The sequence below is a fragment of the Flavobacterium sp. CAU 1735 genome (assembly GCF_039888695.1).
Taxonomy (GTDB): Bacteria; Bacteroidota; Bacteroidia; order Flavobacteriales; family Flavobacteriaceae; genus Flavobacterium.
Genome location: NZ_JBDQQQ010000008.1, coordinates 1 through 19,407 on the forward strand (window position 1 = coordinate 1; position 19,407 = coordinate 19,407).

The window sequence follows — 19,407 nt, forward strand, 5'->3', positions numbered from 1 at the left end:
TTGCTCAGGCAGGTCTTTATATAGTGTTACTGCTTATTTCTCTCTGCTGATATAAACCCATCCGGTTTTAGTATCACCTCCTTTTAACTCGATAACATAGAAATACGTTCCGTCTGGTAGTTCACTACCACCTTTGGACTGACCAAACCATTGGTTGGTATAGCCGGTTCCGAAAGTGTAAACCTCAGCGCCGTATCGGTTAAAGATACCTAGCTTTTCTACGTTAAATCCGGTTAAATCAAAAGTATCGTTTAATCCGTCATTGTTTGGCGAAATACCTTTTTGGATCTGACAGTATACCTGTTCAACAGTGTATGGTTGTTCTAAAGTACATCCCGAAGCCGTTGTTACTTTTACTCTGAATATAGCCGGAAGATTCGGTGTATTTGAAGTAAAGTATTCCGATACGTTAAATGTCGGACTGTCGTTTCCTACTGTCGTTCCGTTACTATTCGTCCATTGGAAATGCGCACTACTCAGATCAAGATTGGTATCCGACGTTTGTACCGTCAATACAAATTGATTCGCAATACAGTCTCCAAAAATAGTAAACGTGAATGGCTCTTGTACGGTTACGGTCAATGTAGTCGTTTTAGCACATTGTCCGGCATCCGGTGTAAAGGTATAGGTTCCTGTTGCGGTATTGCTCACCGTTGCTGGTGACCACGTTCCGGTGTATCCATCGATTGATGTCGTTGGTAATACCGGTGCTACACCACCTGAACAGATCGTAGGTACCGCTGCAAAACTTGGTTCCGGTGAAGGAATAACCGTGATGGTCATGGTTACCGGGCCGCCACATTGTCCTGTTGTAGGTGTAAAGGTATACGTTCCCGTTGCGGTATTGCTCACTGTTGCCGGTGACCAGGTTCCGGCTACGCCTTCGATAGACGTTGTTGGTAAACTTGGTGCGGTACTGCCTTCGCAGAATGGCGCAATCTGGTTAAAGCTTGGTTGAACACCCGGGTTAACAGTAACATTTACCGTTGCTGTTGCGCTACATCCGTTGTGGTTGATGGTTACGGTATAGGCTCCCGATTGTGATACCGTGATCGTTCCGGTTGTATCCGGTAGTGGACCGTTAGTATCGTGTGTCCAGGAATATACGACATCAGCAGGATTGTAATTGGTTGGAGTTACTACAATCTGACCACTTTGACCGGAACATAATGTGAAATCCGGAGTAATCGTAAACTGAGGTGTAAGATCCTGAACAATTAGGTTAAATGTTACAATCGTATGACATCCGGTAGCGTTGTTTTCTACCCGAACATAGATCGTCTCCTGATACTGTGTGGTATTGGTATAGGTTGTTGGCGCTGTAATTGGGTTAACATCGCCTTCAGCATCTGCTTGCGAATTATGGAATGTAATGGTATAATCCGCCGGATTCAGAGTACCTAAGATCGCACTATTGTTTGTGGTAAGATCGAATGTTGCAAATCCGGAAGCGTCACATACGGTCATGTTAGCCGGTGTATTTGCTGCGATTTGATCATAAAATTCTACCGAAAGGGTATCCGATTGCGAACAGGTTGTTCCGTTGTATAAGGCACTAACCGTATAATTTCCTGTCTGCGTCACGGTTAATGATGGTCCGGTAGCACCTGGAATTACACCACCTGCTGCTGTCGACCATGTGAATGTGAAATCGGCAGGGTTTAATCCGGTGTCAATAGTATAGCTGTCGCCATAACAAACCGCTGTTCCGTCTGCAATTAGTAAATCATCTCCAAGATCAACAGTACCAATGTTGAAACTTCCCGCTTTTAAGAATACGGCAGAGTCGAATTGGGTATCGTTTCTATCGGCAATAACCAATTTGATATGATACGTCGTGTTTGGTGTTACAACCGATTGAGCTGTCATCACTACAGTTTGACCATTAAAGTTGATCGAAGCATCTTCTTCGTACGGTTCGCCGTTATAGGCTCCGAAATATTGTGCATTTACCGAAGCACAGCCCGCATTGTAGGCCTGATCCCTGATTCGCGTTACCGAAATCGGATCGTTTGTTCCCGGTACGATAGCCAGGTTCGTAGTCGTTCCGTTGGAATCGGTTAGGAAAAACGCAAATGCATCGGAGAAATCACATTGATACATTCCATATTCTTCCGATGCAAACAGGAAGTCGAAACTTAACTGGTTGGTAATCGGTACGAAATCAAATTCCAGAATTGTCGCATTGCGATAGATATATAAATCCTGGTCAAATCCAAGATTCATGATATAGTTGAGTAATTGTGTATCACCCGGCCAGGAATTTGTACCATCATTCAGGGTACTTGTATTTGGACCTTTGGCTTTTAAAGCATCACCTGTTGATAGGATAATTCCGCTTTCTAATGGGAAGTTGGATCCGTTACGGGTAAAGTAAGCGATACCATTCGGGTTTCCGAAGTTTGTTCCGGTAGACCAGGTAATGTTGCTGATCTGCGCACAGGTAGAGCCGATCAATACATCCTGTACCAGTTGTGGAACTGTATACTGTGTATTGTTGGTTGCAATTGGTGGTGGTGGTGTCGCAACACATAAGTCAAAAGTACTGGTCTGTCCCGGTGTGGAAGTATAAGTGTACACACGGATATAATAGGTCTGACCTACCACTAAGTTTTCTGCAATACTCGTTTCCGGATCGCTACAGTACAATTGTGTTAAGTTGCCACAAGTACCGGAATAAACCGCATGGTACATATCACCGGTGCTTCCGCCTAGATTTAAAAGCTTGATGGAATGACGCGTGTTGGTAGCGGTAAATTGATACCATACATCGTCATCGGCCGTTCCACCACAAGTGTTTGGTTGCGTCGAAGCTGTTGCGCCAACTACAGTACCCGGAGTGGTTAGGGTACATACTTGTGTGTCGTTTACCGGTGCCTGAGTAGCAGTACTACATTCGTCGTTAACCGGTTTGGTTGTGAATTTTTTACGGAAGGACCAGTTACTCTTATCTGTCGGACTACAAATAGCTCGGACAAATACGTCATAAGAGGTCGATGGCGTTAATGTTCCTTCTGGAATTGTGTATGGTTTTACCGAAGTTGTAATTACACCCGGTGGATTCGCTCCCGGTGCCGGATCTCCAGCCGGAATAATCACGATTTCCCATTGTGTTGCAGTTCCCACTTCGGTCCAGTCAATCATCGCACCGGTTTGGGTGATGTTGGTAATGGTTACAGCCGTAGGTCGCGGACAGGTTGGTGGTGGTCCACAGGTAACGGTTGCATCCCAACCCGGAGCGGTTACAATCCCGTCTGATTCGAATACAAAAGTAATACAGCCACCTGGAACCGAAGATTCAAATGGTCCCGGAAGGTTACCGCTTAAGTTCCCTGTAAAAACACCTATTGGTGTTCCGGTTGCGCTGCTGCCATCATAAACAGTAAGGAAATCGAATTGATTTTCAATGTTGAATTCATTGAACTCAATAGTAACAATATCGCCTGGATTCGCCGGGCAAATTGTAGTAGTGATGTTCGAGTTGTTACTGTAGTTGCCAGTTGCACCTCCGCTATCATAAAAATGATCCCCGGCACAATAATCCGGTAAGGTTCTTTGCGTTGCAGGTCCGGTCCAGTAACTGGAATCGGTAGGGCTACAAACAGCTCTTACATAAATATCATAGTTAGTATCCGATGATAACGAACCAATTACATGACTAGGATTGGTTGTTACGGTTATAATGCCTGATGTTGGAGGCGTTGTGTTTGGAGAAGGCGAACCAGCCGGAAGTGCGATTACTTCCCATGTTGTAGCGGTTCCTGCTTCTGTCCATGCTACCTGAATCGAGTTGGCAGTAGCTCCTGAAGCCGTTAAAGCCGTAGGCTGTGGACACGTTGGCGGTACACAGTCGGTTGGGCCGGTAAATAATAGCGAATCCTGAGATCCTGTTCCCGGAGGTTTGGTATAGGCCGTTACGCCAAAAGGAGTGATTACGGTAAGACCTACTTCGGTCGGATAGCTACCATCCGGATTCCAGTAAACTTCATAAGGAATACCAGAACATAATGGCACCTGTACGGTTACCGGATTGGTTCCGTCTGTTGCAGCCGGTCCGGTTAATGTCGCAATTACAACACCGTTTTGACGGATGTCGATCGTATTGCCATTCCATCCGTCACCGTAAGAATCCCTCATTACAAAAGAGAAGTTACAGGCATTGTTACATAACGGTAATTGAAATGGTTTAGGCCCTGACCATTGGCTATAGGAGCCATCCGGACATTTTGCCCGTACATAATATTCATAGTTTGTACCGGCTGTTAAAGCAGCACCGGCAAAAGTTGTGGTTGCATTAAACGGTAAAGCCGTTACGGTTGTTCCGGCTCCGGCTGGAACGCCTGCTCCCGGTGCTTGTACAACAACCTGCCATTCGGTAGCACCGCTTGGGTTACCCCAGGTTAAATCGGCAGAGGTCATATTTAATGTTCCTACCGCTAATGCCGTTGGTGGAGGACAGGTTACCTGTTGAATAACCAACGTATACGCTGTTGTTTGCGGAGATGCATTTGTAGAAATTAGGAAATAGTAGGTCGTACCTGTGGTAACCGGGAAGTTCGGTATATTTCGGATATTGGAGGTTGAATTCCCCACACCGGCCAAACAGCTGGTACCAATATTAGCACAGTTGTCATATACGAAAATACCCGAATAGGTAGCCGTTGGTGTCATTGAAATATCGATCATACCGGTGAATGTTGCCGTGTAAGCATAAACAACATCGTTACCGGTCAGGTAGTTGCCGGTTGCGCCACAACCCGTAGTACCCTGATCTCCTGAAATATGATTTCCATAATTCGTCGTATCATCAGTAGTGGAATACGGTAATGAGTTGATCATTATTGGTGCCGCACAAGTTTGTCCTAAAGATACGGTTGTAAAATAGAACGGTCCGGCCCAGTTACTTGGAATACCACCGGTACAAATAGAGCGCACTCGATATTGGTATACCGTTCCTGGCGTTAGATTTTGTGCGGTATACGGATTGGAATTAATGATTGTTCCTGTTCCGGTAAAACCGCCTGTAGAAGGGATTACTTCAATTTCCCATTGGGTCGATCCGCTTGGATTGTCCCACGAAAGTACTGCCGTATCGGTAGTAACCGTACCGGTAATACCGTTTGCAGGATCCAGACATTGTTGTACCAGATTGATATCATCAATTAGAAAACGATCACCATCTGCTGAGGCACCGTTTTGGGTGTGCACTCTCACAAAGGCGATATAGACCTGTTGATTGGCCGGAACTAAATTGTTAAAGTTTACTACTTGTTCTACATAAGTACCCGGTGTAGGCGATATCGCTGTTTCCGATAGTTCGATGATTTGTGTTGTAAATGTAGATAAGTCCGTTTGAGAAGTTGTAGAAACTCGGATCTGTAGTTTGGATCCCTGATCGCCGGCGCGACCATGTTGTGCATAAAAACGTAATTGTCCATTAGCGGGGGCGGTAACTAATGGTGAAATCAGCCAGTCTTCTTCGGTATTGCCATTTCCGATGTTGACCCGTTCGACCATGGCTCCATAGTTCCCGGTGTGTGGTGGCGAAGTTGTGGAATTCAATGGGGTTCGAATCCACAGGTTTGCATTGGCGGGTCCCATTCCTATGCCGTTATGAGATATAACCCAGGTTCCTCCGGGGCCTGATGGTGGGAAAGCAGTGCCTTCAAATCCTTCAGGAAATACTTGGGAGAAACCCACAAAACTCAATAATGACATAAAAATTAGTAGTGTAATTTTTTTCATAATTTAATTTATTGTGAATTTTGGTATTAATATTTTTTAAATGTAAAGCAAATTTGATTAAAAAATTACGCTAATGTTAAAAATAACAAAATATTGTTTTTTATGTATGTTTTGTTACAAAAAAATAAAAGTGTTGTTTTTTTAGTCTTTGCAGTCGATTTTTAAGTATTATAATTGAAAAGACCTGTTTTTTCAAGGGGTGGCGTTTTATTTGTGTTCCGTGATAAATGTTGGAAAAACGATACGGTTTTGTGTTTTTATAAAATCCCGATAGGGAAGCAGATCCAATACACCAAGCCAAACGAATGATTGACCAAGTCTTAAAAAAAAGAAAAGCGGGAGGGCTTAATTTAGTCGCTGTACAATAAAAAGATTCATTATGTTCCACCGCTACTTTTTGTTTTTCTCCTTTTTTATACTATCCCCGATTGCCAAAGCACAACCGGGATGGCGGGATTTTACAACGCGTTATTATTATACGATTTTAGATCGGGAAGGCAATGAAATTTCGTTTGTGAAAAACAAATCCTATCATATCATCATCGACAGTGTGCAGTACCGGTCGCCAGCTATTCCAAACGATTCACTTCGGCCGGTTAAACCCTATCAACGGGAGGGATTTGATAATTATATCCGGATAAATGACTTTTCACTTCGGATACCTCAGGGGAAATACAATAGGTATGTTCCTCTGGAAATTAAAATCATCCACCAAAAGGACACGATGTACCTCAACCAAACGACCGGAATGGGAAGCGGGTTTTCGGAACGATTGCGGATTAATGGACAAAAAGATAGCGAAGACACAAAACCGGCTTCGGATTATACCTTACAGTTTATAGGTGGACGCTATTATTTTCCGAACTGGGCGAAAACCTTATGGGACAACAAACCTGATTTTATCGGAAAAGTAACACTGGAAAATTTTGAACAACGTCATTTTTGTATTCCTAAAACGTTATACGATTCGCTGGCATTACGGAAAGTAGACCATACAATCCGCGATCGGATAACGAAGCGCGCCGATGATTGTGTAGTACAGAATTTTATACAGGGTTATTTTTTGCTTGAAAAACGAATCGAACCGACACGATTCTACAATCCGGCTTTACCTTTTAAAGAACCCTATTGGGACGATGCACTTAATCCGACAAGCGATAAGGATGTTTTTTTCGGACGGATACGCTATAGCAAAGATTCGCTCAATGAAAGTAATTGGAAATATGTGTTTTCACTTTATAACAAACGGGAGAATTCCATTCGGCATTGGTTTCCGGTAAAAGATATCCACTTGTTTAGCAGCGGCTATTTGTATAAAAATCCATTTGATGGGATCATTTATCAGGAAGTATGGCGCACGGATAAACAGCAGACAACCCAAAAAGGCTATATTCCGCCCAAACGACTAGTGTATCAATCGGATGACGAAGGACAGACATGGAATGAAAGCCCAGAAATGACCAAAACTTTTGTGAAACACGATCTGGAGCATATTGAATTTCTGGATACCGATTTTGCAGTTGGTTACGGACGAAAAGAGGTGCAACATAAAACAAGAAAATACACCATTAACCGGGTAACCTATTACCTTTTAAAAAATGGAAAAGCAGTCGACTCAATACAAATGGCAAACGATTTCTATGAGGCTATTAATTATCTGGAACGCCATAATCACAGTTGGTTTGCGGTGAAAGACGCCATGGTGTTAGGAATCTGGAATTATAATTTTAGCGGAGATTCCAAAAAAACGCACTTTCAGATTGTCCTTTTCAAAAATCAGAACGACTGGCAATTTAGAGTAGAAGAAATACAAGATTCTCGTTCTCCGTTCTTCGGTTCTGTAAAGAGGAACGAAGATATTTTTATAGGATATCATAATTTTCTCTTGATCAACAAAAAAGAACTGCTGTTTAAAAATGACTCCGGAACCTTACGATTAAAAAATCAAATTGCCGATCATCCGTGGAATTCCGGGGTGGTTGTTCTCGAAAAAGACAATCAGATTTACCTGTTGGATAACACCAATGGCTTTACCTATTTTTCCTTCGATCGTGGCAGGTCATGGTATATCTATCCGAAACCATTGGAACAACGGTCGGAGTATCAGTTTTTGGAAATTGATGATCAAGGTGTGATTTCGTTTTTTAATCCTTCAAAACTCTATAAAGCATTTTACAGTTTGGTACCAAAACCCTGGTGGGAATAATTGTGATCATAACACATAAAAGCGACAACAGAGGTTGCGACTTTTGTGTGTTATTGCCTTTTAAAATAAACGATTACCAATTGACATACGTAAACTGGGTTTGCCAGGGGAGTCGTATCATACTGATTCCCCAGGATAGTTTGTCCATTAAAATATCCTGCGTTTTGCGCTCGACTGTAAGTGTCAGGCTGTCTACGGTTAATTTTCCGGGACGCTGAAAAAATTCGTGTTGTAACAATCCTACCGATGCCGTTTTCATAGCACTCCAGTTTTGTTGTACGGCTCCGATCACTTTTGCCGCTTCGGTTTTCTGCTTCCGCGTAAGCTTGACATGTCGGTTAATACTTTGATGCAACGGAATATTACACAAATACTTTTCGAAAAGCATTGCACTTTCGGGCTGATTGGTTTTTCCGGTAGCAATATAATGCAACAGATGAATACCGGTTTCCGGATCGGTTAGCGTATTCGTTTTGGGATCCATCAGATTGCAATGTTTAAAAAGATTAGCAATAAAAGGATGGATAAGCACAAGGCCTGCATTTTGTACCTGATGATCATTTGATACCTCATCGGCAAACGGGGTTTCCTGCTGTATAGTTTGAAATAACTCAGGAGTGATTTTATTTCGATCCGTTTTTTGGGATTCCTCTTTATCCGGACTCTTTTTGTCGCTTTTGGCGGTCTTGTTGGACGTTTTGTTGTTTGTCTCGCGGAATGTACTATAGGGAACGCCTTGTTCGATAAAAGGAAAAATAGCGTTTATTTCATTCCAGATCTGTTCTTCGGTTTCCTGATTTTTGGCCGCTTTTAAGAGCGGTATTGTTTTGATAATTTGCTCAATTGTATGTGTTTCCGGATTGGCAACTTTGTTTGACGCGAGTATGGAAATGGTCTGTAAAATTAAGGACCATAGCACTTTTCGATCGGCAAAAGAAGACCCGGAAAGTTGTTTTATAACAGCACTTTTCAGTGCGATTTTCAATCCTTTAGATTGTATCACAGCCAAACAGATTTGTGCGATCTGAGCATCGGTAAACTGGTTGATAATACGTTCCCGCACTTTTGGTTTTTGTAGGCTTGCTACAATTTTAGGAACAAAAGCTTTTTCGGAAATGATTTTTTTGAACGAAACGGATTCAAAAATAGCAGCCGATGTTTCATTCGTATTCCACCAGGGCATAGTGCCTTCTTCTATAAAATGAATAAAGGTGCGGAGCAATTTTTCGGTTTCGCCCAAAAAATGGATTTCGGGATTTTCGGTAGCATCATAATATTGATTTGAATTGTAGTCATGCTCATCACCATAACGCGGATTTTCGTTATGACTTTGTCCGTAGCGCGGATTTTGGCTCGGATGCTGATTTTGTCCATTACGCGACTTTTGATTATGACCTCCCTGGTTTTGTCCCTGATTCTGGTTTTGACGTTGATTCTGATTCTGGTTCTGGTTTTGCCCCTGATCTTGGTTACGACTTTGGCTTTGGTTCTGATTTTGTCCGCGACTTTGACTTTGTCCACCAGGTAAACCTTGATCATAGTTTAGATTCGGGTTCGGATTTTGCCCGTGATTTTGTTTTTGTCTATGACTTTGATTTTGACTTTGAATTTGCCCGTCATTCAGACTTTGTGAATCACTCCAATTTTGTTCGTAACCTTGATTTGGATCGCCAAACGGATTTTGATCATTGCTTTGATTCTGATTTTGATCGTACTGCTGCTCTTTACTTTGTTTTGGGTTGTAACGCTGATTTAAACTTTGATTTCGCCGCTGACTCAGATACGGATTCAGATGCTGACCAGATCCGTTTTTTATGATTTCGGCAAGTTCCTTCCGGAACGATGTTATAATGTCGTTTTTTAATGTGGTATTCAATGACGATTCACGATGATTGATGTCGACAACCAATCGTGAAATCTGCAACGTGTGAGCCGGTATCTGAGCTTGTACCGTAGTAAGATGCTTTTCAAGTTTTGGAAAAACATCCATCGTCAAAAAGCTGCTGATATCGTCTTTTATCGCATACGCTTTTTTCCTGTTGTTAACCGAAACTTCAATGACAACTTTATGTATAATATGGGTGTGTTCCACAGTAAATTTGTTTTATAAATCAGCTACTTCTAATTATTCGAATTCTCCTCCCCAAAAACCAGCCGGGCAACTACTGTATTTTGACTTTTGCTTGGCACTAAGCCTACAGCCACAACCTCTTATAAAGCCTTCTTTTGGCATTTTCGAAACTTCTAATGTCAATGGCTCGATCCATCGTTGCGTGTCGCAACTGTTACCATTTTTTAAAGGACAGGCATTACAGATGCTTTCCCTTTTGGCAAAAATGTGCTCGTCGCTTTCATTTGTGAATCCGATTTTAGAACGAAACTCATTAAAATGACCATCCGCAATCTCATTGCGTTTGTGGAAAAGATTTTTAAAATTCATCGGGTTTAGTATTAAAATTATACCGCCAAAATTATTAGAAGTGATCGCATCAGACTAGTTATTAACCGGCTGGATTCTGTCTTTGCAGTAGATAGCCATTTGAAAAAAGGGGTAAAAAAGGGCGCAATCCTTTGCAATATATGGGGATGCGATAAGAAACAATAACCGTCGGTTTTGCGGTTCTGTTTTTTGTTAAAAGGAACAGACATTCGACCGTTTTTTTTGATGTAAGTGCGATGAGGTTCTTGTGAAATGGTTCGTTTGTGGATTTTATTAGCGGTTTTGCTGTAGTTGCACTATTAATATTGCCTTGTTTTCAATTTTAAAATATGACAAAAAGAGTTTTTTAAATTTTTAGTGGTGCGAATTGCCTCTTGAGTGCTTGGGTTTATGCGGGATTGCGGCCTAAAAGGGGGATGCGATTTTAGAGAACAGTACTGTTTTTAAAAAGCACTATATCAATGTGTTATAATTTGTTTTTTGTTAACCGCAAGAAATGTCCGTAAAAACGACTTACTGCAAAGACAGTTTTACGGGGGCAAAATATTCGTTTTTTCGGAAGCTCTGATTGTATGTTTGCATCGTGATAATCAACAATAGAAAATTATGATTTATAAAGTATTAAAAGCATTAAGCGACAAGCTTGATCATGAACTAAATCTTCCGGATCCGGAGTGCCCGGTTCAGGAACCGGTAGATGTGGTGATTGATAGTATAGCAAAAGAAGATAATGATGCGACAGCGATTAGCAATAAGGTAGTGATTACATTGTTGAGTGCAGAAGAGGAATCGGCATTAAAAAATGCATCAAGGTACGAACCGATTTATCCAGAAGGGTCTACTGTGCCTAGAGGATATAAGAAAAAGAATCCGACAGCTTATCTGAACTTGTATGTAATGGTTGCTGCAAACCGTGATAACTATGAAATCGCACTTCAGAATATTTCTAAAGTTATTCGAACCTTTCATACTGAAAAAACCTTTGTTAATGAAACACAGGGATTCAGTATAAAATTACAACTGCATCCGCTTCCTTTTGATCAGTTAAGTTATGTATGGGGATTGCTTGGAGGTAAAGTAATTCCGTCTGCTTTATACAAAATAAGCATTGTGAAAATCCAGAAAAAAGGAGAAACCTATCCGGAAATAATCGAGGATATCGATATCCTAAGAAGAGAAAAAAAAATCTAAGAAAATTATTATTAACCTAAATTTTTAAAACATGTCAGAATTTAAAACTCCGGGCGTTTTTATAGAGGAAATCCCAAAATTTCCGCCTTCTGTAGCTCAGGTAGAAACGGCAGTACCGTCATTTATCGGCTATACTGAAATAGCGCTTGACAAAAACAAACCCTTGAAAATGGTGCCGACAAAGATCAGCTCTTTGATGGACTATGAAACGTACTTTGGAAAAGCCAAACAAGAAAGTATCAAATTGCAAGATACTGTAGATCAAGGCTTGACCTTAGTAAAACCGAATGTGAAGTTCCTAATGTACTATTCTTTGCAAATGTATTTTGCAAATGGTGGTGGTCCGTGTTATATCGTGTCTGTAGGCGGTTATGACGACGACAACGTAGACAAAAGTGATTTGAAGTTGGGTCTGGAAGCTTCTGCTTTGCAGGAAGAATCGACAATTGTTGTTTTCCCAGATGCGGTATCATTAACCGATCAGGAAGAATTTTATGCCCTTTACCAGGATGCAATTGCACAGGCAGACGACTTAAAAAACAGATTCCTAATCATGGATACTTTCCTTGGTGAATCAAAAAGTGAAGATGAGGAAACTGGTTTTAATACGGTTGAATTTCTTCGAAACAGAATCGCACGAACAATGCATGCTGCAGCGTATTTCCCGCATTTGAAGACCGTATTAAATTACAGCTTCGATGAAGACGTAGCAATCGATCATGCCGGATTGCAGCCAGCCAATGCTACAGGTGGTTTCTTCGCAGCTTCTGTGGCCGATTTGAACGCGTTAAGTCTTCTTGCTACTGAGGAATTGACCGGAGTAACAGAAGAGGAGCCTGCAGATACAAAAATACTTATCGATATTGCGAAGAGTGTTATTGCTATCGTAGAAGAAGTGAATGTTACTGCTGATGGTAAAATTTCGTTAGTGGATGTTCAATCGTATTTACAAGATCTTCAGAATGAAGACGAAGATCGTGATGTAGCTGATATTACTGGATATATTACCACTTTAAAAAATGCAGTAAGTCTAGCACAGGACAAAAAAGGAGATGCACACGGATTAAAACTGGAGGCGTTAAAAACTACAAATTCCACTTTATACAATCAGATTAAAAAAGTAATCAGTGGACTAAATGTGGTATTACCGCCGTCGGCAACAATGGCTGGAGTATATGCTAAAGTTGATGGTACACAAGGAGTATGGAAATCACCGGCGAATTTAGGACTTAATTACGTAATCGCGCCAACCGAAAAGATTTCAAACAAAGAACAGGAAAGCTTAAACGTAGAACCAAACGGAAAATCGATTAATGCGATCCGTACATTCATCGGAAAAGGAAACCTGGTTTGGGGTGCAAGAACTTTCGATTCAGAAGACACGGAATGGAAATATATCTCGGTTCGTCGTCTTTTTGATATGGTTGAAAAATCAGTTGAAAATGCAATGCAGCGATTCGTTTTCGAAACCAATGACGCCAATACCTGGGTAAAAGCAAAAGCCATGATCGAAAACTACCTAAACCAGTTATGGATGAGTGGTGCCTTAGCGGGATCAACTCCGAAACAAGCCTACTACGTTATCGTTGGTAAAGAAACTACATCAGCTCAGGACGTTTTGGAAGGTAGAATGAACATTGAAATCGGTATGGCAGCCGTTCGCCCTGCAGAATTTATTGTGTTGAACTTCTCACACAAATTACAAGAAGCATAAAAATTAGATAAACAATTAAATACAGCAAATTATGAATGAATATCCATTAGCGAAGTTTTCCTTCGAAGTTGATTGGGGTGGAACAAAATTAGGTTTCACGGAGGTTACCGGAATGCAGATTGAAACTGACGTTACGGAATACAGACACGGAGCCAGCCCGGACTTCAGTAAAATCAAAATGCCAGGACTTAGAAAGTTCTCGAACATCACGTTAAAACGTGGTTCTTTCAAAAGCGATAACGAGTACTTTACTTGGTTAAACACGATCAACTTAAATACAGTTGAACGTCGTTCGGTTACCATTTCTCTTTTAGACGAAACCGGAGCACCGGCAATTACTTGGAAAGTGAAAAACGCATTCCCTGTTAAATTACAGGCGACTGACTTAAAAGCGGATGCAAGTGAAGTGGCTATCGAAACGTTAGAGATCGCTCACGAAGGATTAACAATCGAAAACAATTAATAAATAACTTTTAAATTAAAACACATGAATTACAAAACACCAGGGGTTTACGTAGAGGAAATTGCAAAATTCCCACCATCAGTGGCGCAAGTAGAAACAGCTATTCCTGCTTTTATTGGATATACTGAAAAAGGACCAAAAAACGACCCAACAAGAATTTCTTCCTTAATGGAGTATACTGCACTTTTTGGAGGTGCAGAATTTGAAAAAACAGCAATCACATTAGACGTCCTTGATGAAGTAGCTACAGCAACTGTAACTGCAGCTAGTTTAAGTGATTTTAAATTGTACTATGCTTTGCAAATGTATTTTGCAAATGGCGGTGGTCCTTGTTATATCGTTGCTGTAAATCATTATAAAACAGGTACTGCAGTAAATGAAGTGAAACATAGTGAATTGATAGCTGGATTAAATCTATTGGAAAAAGAGGATGAACCAACATTAGTAATGTTCACGGAAGCGGAAGCTTTATTACAAAGCGAGGTTTATACTTTATACATCAGTGCATTAAACCATGCCGAAAAAATGGGTGACCGTTTTGTGATTATGGATGTAATTGGTGATCATGAACTTTTCAGAACAGGAGTTGAAACAACTGGTTTAAAATACGGAGCTGCTTACCATCCAAAATTAGAAACGGTTTTAAGTTACAACTATAAAGACGAAGATGTTGTAATTTCAACTTATAAAAAGACACTTCCAAACGGAACAACACAGGCTGTAGCGGATGCACCGGGATTTCTTAGTGCATTAAAAGGAAATAACTCTGCTTTATACAACCAGGCTAAAAAAGCAATTGCTGCACAACGCGTTGTTTTAGCTCCATCTTCATCAATCGCTGGAGTATATGCAAAAGTGGATAGCACTTCTGGAGTATGGAAAGCACCGGCAAACATTGGTCTTAACTATGTAGTGGCTCCGGTTGAGAAAATTTCACATAAACAACAGGAAAGCTTAAACGTTGACTCTAAAGCTGGAAAATCAATCAATGCAATCCGTACATTCAACGGTAGAGGTACTTTAGTTTGGGGTGCAAGAACATTTGACGGAAACAGCAACGAATGGAGATATGTATCGGTACGTCGTTTCTTTAACATGGTTGAAGAATCAGTTAAAAACGCAACAGAACGTTTTGTATTTGATGCTAACGATGCTAAAACATGGACACGTGTAAAAGCAATGATCGAAAATTTCCTTAACCAACAATGGATGAGTGGTGCTTTAGCGGGATCAACTCCGGAACAAGCTTACTACGTGAGCGTTGGTTTAAACGAAACGATGTCGGCTCAGGATATTTTAGAAGGTAGAATGATCGTTGAAATCGGTATGGCGGCTGTTCGTCCTGCAGAATTTATCGTGTTACGCTTTTCACACAAATTACAAGAAGCATAAAAATTAGATAACAATTAAATACAAAAAATTATGAATGAATATCCATTAGCAAAGTTTTCCTTCGAAGTTGATTGGGGTGGAACGAAATTAGGTTTCACGGAAGTTACCGGAATGCAGATTGAAACTGACGTTACGGAATACAGACACGGAGCGAGCCCGGACTTCAGTAAAATCAAAATGCCAGGACTTAGAAAATTCTCGAACATCACATTAAAACGTGGTTCTTTCAAAAGCGATAACGAGTATTTTACTTGGTTGAACACCATCAACTTGAATACAGTTGAGCGTCGTTCGGTTACGATTTCTCTTTTAGACGAAACCGGAGCACCGGCCATTACATGGAAAGTGAAAAACGCATTCCCTGTTAAATTACAGGCTACCGATTTGAAAGCGGACGCAAGTGAAGTTGCTATCGAAACGTTAGAGATTGCTCACGAAGGATTAACTATTGAAAATAACTAGTCATGGCAGGCTTATATCCTCCAACAAGCTTTTCGTTTACAGTTAGCGGAGTAGCATCAGAGGGTATTGACTCCAGATTTCAATCTGTATCTGGATTATCTACAGAAATTGGAACTGAGGAGTATGCAGAAGGAGGTGAGAACCGATTTGTTCATCAACTTCCACTGCGTCCAAAATATCCTAATTTAGTTTTAAAGCGTGGGCTTGTAGAAGACTCCGGATTGATTGAATGGTGTAGAGCTGCCATGGAACGATTCGAGTTCGCCCCCAAAGATTTAGTCATCACACTTTCTGGTGGAGCTGATTCAACAGCACCATCCATGTCTTGGAATGTTGTAGGCGCGTATCCGGTAAAATGGGATGTGTCCGAGTTTAACGCTGAAGAAAGTAAGCTGGCTATTGAAACGATAGAACTCAAATATAGATATTACACAATACCTTAAGCAAGCGACCTAAGCTTGTAATTTGAATAGCAAAACTAAACACATAAAGTGTATTAGTTAAAGGTAAAATCTTAACTAAATCTTTTTTAAAAAAAAGGCAACAGTTTGATTGTTAAAATCAACCTGAATGGACGCTTTATGTGTTTGGTTTTTTAATAAATAGCGCTTTAAAGTGCTTATTGTCAGTGTTTAAAGCGTTTACTAATCCATTAAAAGCAAACGAAATGCCAATAGAAATAAAAGAACTCCATATTAAGATAAATGTGGACGAAAATGCATCCGGTACCACAACTGCCACATCAGCAGATAAGGAAGGAATCATGCGGGCAATCAGCGAAAGCGTAGAACAAATAGTAACTATTGAACAACGTAAAAAAGAAAGATAATGGGAGGATCAATTCAAAAATTAACTATTGGAACCTATAAAGATTCAAACTATGAAACCAGAATCTTGATGGGCGCTTTTAAAGCTTTTATCAATCCTGCAGGTTTTTCCATGACCTATAAATCAAATTTTTCTTCAGAACAGGCACAGGGTAATTCCAAAGCGAGTTTGAAATACGCCAATTCGCTTCCGTCTGATCTACAATTAGATTTTCTTTTTGATGGAACAGGGGTATCAGAGGCAAATGCCGTAAATAAAGCACTGAGTAGTGCCGCTCAAAAAGCGGGACAAGGATCAGCATTCGCAGCGGCTGCAGTGGCAAAACAGATAAAAGATTTTTATAAGGCTACAGGACAACTTGAAGGATCGATTCATAAACCCTATAATGTTATTATAAACTGGGGTGATTTTGAATTTCTGGGAATTCTGTCGGAGTTTACCATCGAATATAAATTATTCAACAATGAAGGAAGGCCGTTACGAGCCATCGGAAAAGCAAAATTCTCAGAATCCATTAGCCCGGAACTCGCTGCAAAATCAGATAAACTAAACTCGCCCGATCTTACCCATAAACGAACGGTAGTAGATGGTGATACACTGCCTTTGATGACCGAAAGAATTTATGGAGACTCCAAATACTATTTAGAAGTTGCCAAAGTAAACGGTATTATCGATTTCAGGCAATTAATTCCCGGACAAGAATTATTCTTTCCACCTATAGCAAAAATATCTTAAGATGAATAATAGCGGCTACATACAAACAGCAAAAACTCCCGACCTGATAACCTATAAAGTGATGTCTGGAGACACAGAACTGCCCGTTCAATACGGCGTAAAAAGTATTGTGGTAGAAAAAGAAGTGAATAGGATTCCACATGCCCGCATTGTTATTTTAGATGGAAGTGCTCCGGATCAGGACTTTAAACTAAGTAGTGAAAACTTACTAATCCCGGGAAAGGAAATTGAAATTACGGTCGGATACCATTCCAAAGAAGAAACCATTTTTAAAGGTGTTGTGGTCAAACATAACTTAAAAGTTAAAAACGGATCGACCTACCTGATTGTAGAGTGTAAAGACAAAGCGGTCAAGATGACTTTGGGAAGAAAAAGTAAGTATTTCTACGAAAGTAAAGACAGCGATATTATCGAAGAACTGATTGGAAATAGTGGCGCCAGTGCAGATGTCGAAGCGACAGCAAAAACGCATAAGGAATTGGTACAATACCGTGCTTCCGATTGGGATTTTATGGTAACCCGCGCACAGGCCAATGGTAAACTTTGTTTTGTAGACGACGGAACCGTTAAAGTAGCCAAACCCAAAGTGAGCGGCGAAGCGGTAGAAACCGTAGTCTTTGGTTCTTCTATTCATGAATTTGAAGGAGAAATCGACGCCAGAGATCAGTTTAGTAAGATCACCGCTACTTCGTGGAGTTATGCCGATCAGGAAATCGTAGAAGCAGAAGCGCAGGATCCTGCCATTGCACTCAATGGTGACTTATCGCCAAGTGATCTGGCTGGTGTTTTCGGAATCGAAGACCTGCAATTGCGACACGGAGGTAAGATCACTCAGGAAGAATTACAAGACTGGAGCGATGCCAAAGCTGTTTTTCAGCAATTAGCAAAAACACGCGGAACGGTAAAGTTTCAAGGGATTTCGAAAGTAAAACCAGGCGTCTTATTAAAATTAGAAGGTTTAGGAACCCGATTTAACGGTACCATTTATGTTACAGGCGTACGCCATGAAGTTGCAGAAGGAAACTGGTTGGTAACCGCACAATTTGGACTAACACCAACATGGTTTTCAGAAACCTATGACGTGAGCGAAATGCCGGGATCCGGAATTATGCCAGCCATTAGCGGTTTACATGTTGGAGTAGTGTCACAATTGGAATCGGATCCGGATGGAGATGACCGAATTCTGGTGCAAATACCAATTATTAACAATGAAGAAGAAGGAATCTGGTGTCGTGTAGCAACACTTGATGCCGGAGAAAACAGAGGCTCTTTTTTCCGACCGGAAATTGGGGATGAGGTTATTATTGGTTTTATAAACGACGATCCGAACGATGCTGTAGTCCTGGGAATGTTGCACAGTAGTGCCAAACCGGCACCGATAACAGCCACCGACGACAATCATGAAAAAGGATTCGTGACCCGAAGTGAAATGAAAATGATTTTCAATGATGATAAAATCTCCTATACGCTTGAAACACCGGCTGGTAAGAAAGTGATTTTAGACGAAGATGCCGATATTATAAAGATTGAAGATGAACATTCGAACGTACTCACCTTTAAGAGTGATGGTATTACGATGGAAAGTGCAGGAGATATTAAAATTAAAGCCTCCGGAGATGTAAGCATCGAAGGAACCAATGTAAAACTGAAAGCCAGTGCACAGTTTAAAGCCGAAGGAAGTTCCGGTTCGGAAGTATCCTCAGGAGCGGTAACTGTAGTCAAAGGATCGCAGGTAAAAATCAACTAAAAAGCGATAAGGATCGCGATGACGGAGAAGTGATGCAGCGGAAGCGATGTCTTACGAACTGAAAAAATTATAACGAACAATATATGAAACCAGCAGCACGAATCACAGATATGCATACCTGCCCGATGGTTACAGGAAATGTACCTCACGTAGGCGGACCTATATTGCCGGCCGGCGAACCGACAGTATTAATTGGCGGAATGCCCGCAGCAAGAGTAGGCGACAAAGCAGTCTGTACCGGTCCACCCGACACGATAGCAGCCGGATCATCGACCGTTTTAATAGGCGGAAAACCGGCAGCAAGACAAGGCGATACTACAGCACATGGAGGTGTTATAGCGGCCGGTCTGCCCACTGTGTTAATTGGGGGATAATGCTGCATAATGCTATTTAAACTCAGTAAGGGCTACCGCATTCGGCCTGCCTGAAAACTGAAACAGCTATAACCACACCGCGGTAAACAAAGGCATCAGATTACCGATAA

The 19,407-nt window shown here is 41.1% G+C and carries 14 protein-coding genes; 11 read left to right on the forward strand and 3 right to left on the reverse strand.

Annotation, left to right across the window (positions count from 1 at the left end; genetic code table 11):
* Positions 1-33 precede the first annotated feature (33 nt).
* On the reverse strand, positions 34-5,745 hold the full coding sequence (locus AAFN64_RS15420; RefSeq protein ID WP_347761138.1) for a choice-of-anchor L domain-containing protein: 5,712 nt from the start codon (positions 5,743-5,745) through the stop codon (positions 34-36).
* Between the two features lie 379 nt (positions 5,746-6,124).
* Between AAFN64_RS15420 and AAFN64_RS15425 the strand changes: the two genes are divergently transcribed.
* Entirely contained in the window at positions 6,125-7,951 is a 1,827-nt protein-coding gene (locus tag AAFN64_RS15425) for a hypothetical protein (RefSeq protein WP_347761140.1), read from the forward strand.
* 73 nt (positions 7,952-8,024) lie between these two features.
* On the opposite strand, the gene AAFN64_RS15430 is transcribed toward AAFN64_RS15425, so the two are convergent.
* Together AAFN64_RS15430 and AAFN64_RS15435 are read right to left on the reverse strand one after the other, a co-directional pair.
* Entirely contained in the window at positions 8,025-10,043 is a 2,019-nt protein-coding gene (locus AAFN64_RS15430; RefSeq protein WP_347761142.1) for a contractile injection system tape measure protein, read from the reverse strand.
* A 33-nt stretch (positions 10,044-10,076) separates the two neighbouring features.
* Positions 10,077-10,391, reverse strand: a complete 315-nt coding sequence (locus AAFN64_RS15435) for a hypothetical protein (RefSeq protein ID WP_300487953.1) — start codon at positions 10,389-10,391, stop codon at positions 10,077-10,079.
* Between the two features lie 606 nt (positions 10,392-10,997).
* Here AAFN64_RS15435 and AAFN64_RS15440 point away from each other — a divergent pair.
* From AAFN64_RS15440 to AAFN64_RS15485, 10 genes are all read left to right on the forward strand, one after another.
* Positions 10,998-11,582 carry a DUF4255 domain-containing protein gene (locus AAFN64_RS15440; RefSeq protein ID WP_347761144.1) on the forward strand — a complete coding sequence of 195 codons (585 nt, stop codon included), beginning with the start codon at positions 10,998-11,000 and terminating at the stop codon, positions 11,580-11,582.
* Positions 11,583-11,613: 31 nt separating this feature from the next.
* Positions 11,614-13,296: a phage tail sheath C-terminal domain-containing protein gene (locus tag AAFN64_RS15445; RefSeq protein WP_347761145.1), complete on the forward strand. Its 1,683-nt coding sequence runs from the start codon at positions 11,614-11,616 to the stop codon at positions 13,294-13,296.
* 31 nt (positions 13,297-13,327) lie between these two features.
* On the forward strand, positions 13,328-13,759 hold the full coding sequence (locus AAFN64_RS15450; protein ID WP_300487962.1) for a phage tail protein: 432 nt from the start codon (positions 13,328-13,330) through the stop codon (positions 13,757-13,759).
* Positions 13,760-13,783: 24 nt separating this feature from the next.
* A complete protein-coding gene (locus AAFN64_RS15455) occupies positions 13,784-15,151 on the forward strand; it encodes a phage tail sheath C-terminal domain-containing protein (protein ID WP_347761147.1) in 1,368 nt (455 codons plus the stop codon).
* A gap of 30 nt (positions 15,152-15,181) precedes the next feature.
* Positions 15,182-15,613 (forward strand): phage tail protein, encoded by a 432-nt coding sequence (locus AAFN64_RS15460; protein ID WP_300487962.1) that lies wholly within the window; start codon positions 15,182-15,184, stop codon positions 15,611-15,613.
* 2 nt (positions 15,614-15,615) lie between these two features.
* A complete protein-coding gene (locus AAFN64_RS15465) occupies positions 15,616-16,056 on the forward strand; it encodes a phage tail protein (protein ID WP_300487968.1) in 441 nt (146 codons plus the stop codon).
* 224 nt (positions 16,057-16,280) lie between these two features.
* Complete coding sequence (locus tag AAFN64_RS15470; RefSeq protein ID WP_347761149.1) at positions 16,281-16,442, forward strand: DUF5908 family protein; 162 nt, start codon at positions 16,281-16,283, stop codon at positions 16,440-16,442.
* Positions 16,442-17,176, forward strand: a complete 735-nt coding sequence (locus tag AAFN64_RS15475) for a LysM peptidoglycan-binding domain-containing protein (RefSeq protein WP_300487974.1) — start codon at positions 16,442-16,444, stop codon at positions 17,174-17,176. The genes AAFN64_RS15470 and AAFN64_RS15475 overlap by 1 nt, the downstream gene beginning before the upstream one ends.
* A gap of 1 nt (position 17,177) precedes the next feature.
* Complete coding sequence (gene vgrG, locus AAFN64_RS15480) at positions 17,178-18,923, forward strand: type VI secretion system tip protein VgrG (protein WP_300487977.1); 1,746 nt, start codon at positions 17,178-17,180, stop codon at positions 18,921-18,923.
* 83 nt (positions 18,924-19,006) lie between these two features.
* Entirely contained in the window at positions 19,007-19,297 is a 291-nt protein-coding gene (locus AAFN64_RS15485) for a PAAR domain-containing protein (RefSeq protein ID WP_300487980.1), read from the forward strand.
* The last annotated feature ends 110 nt before the right edge of the window (positions 19,298-19,407 follow it).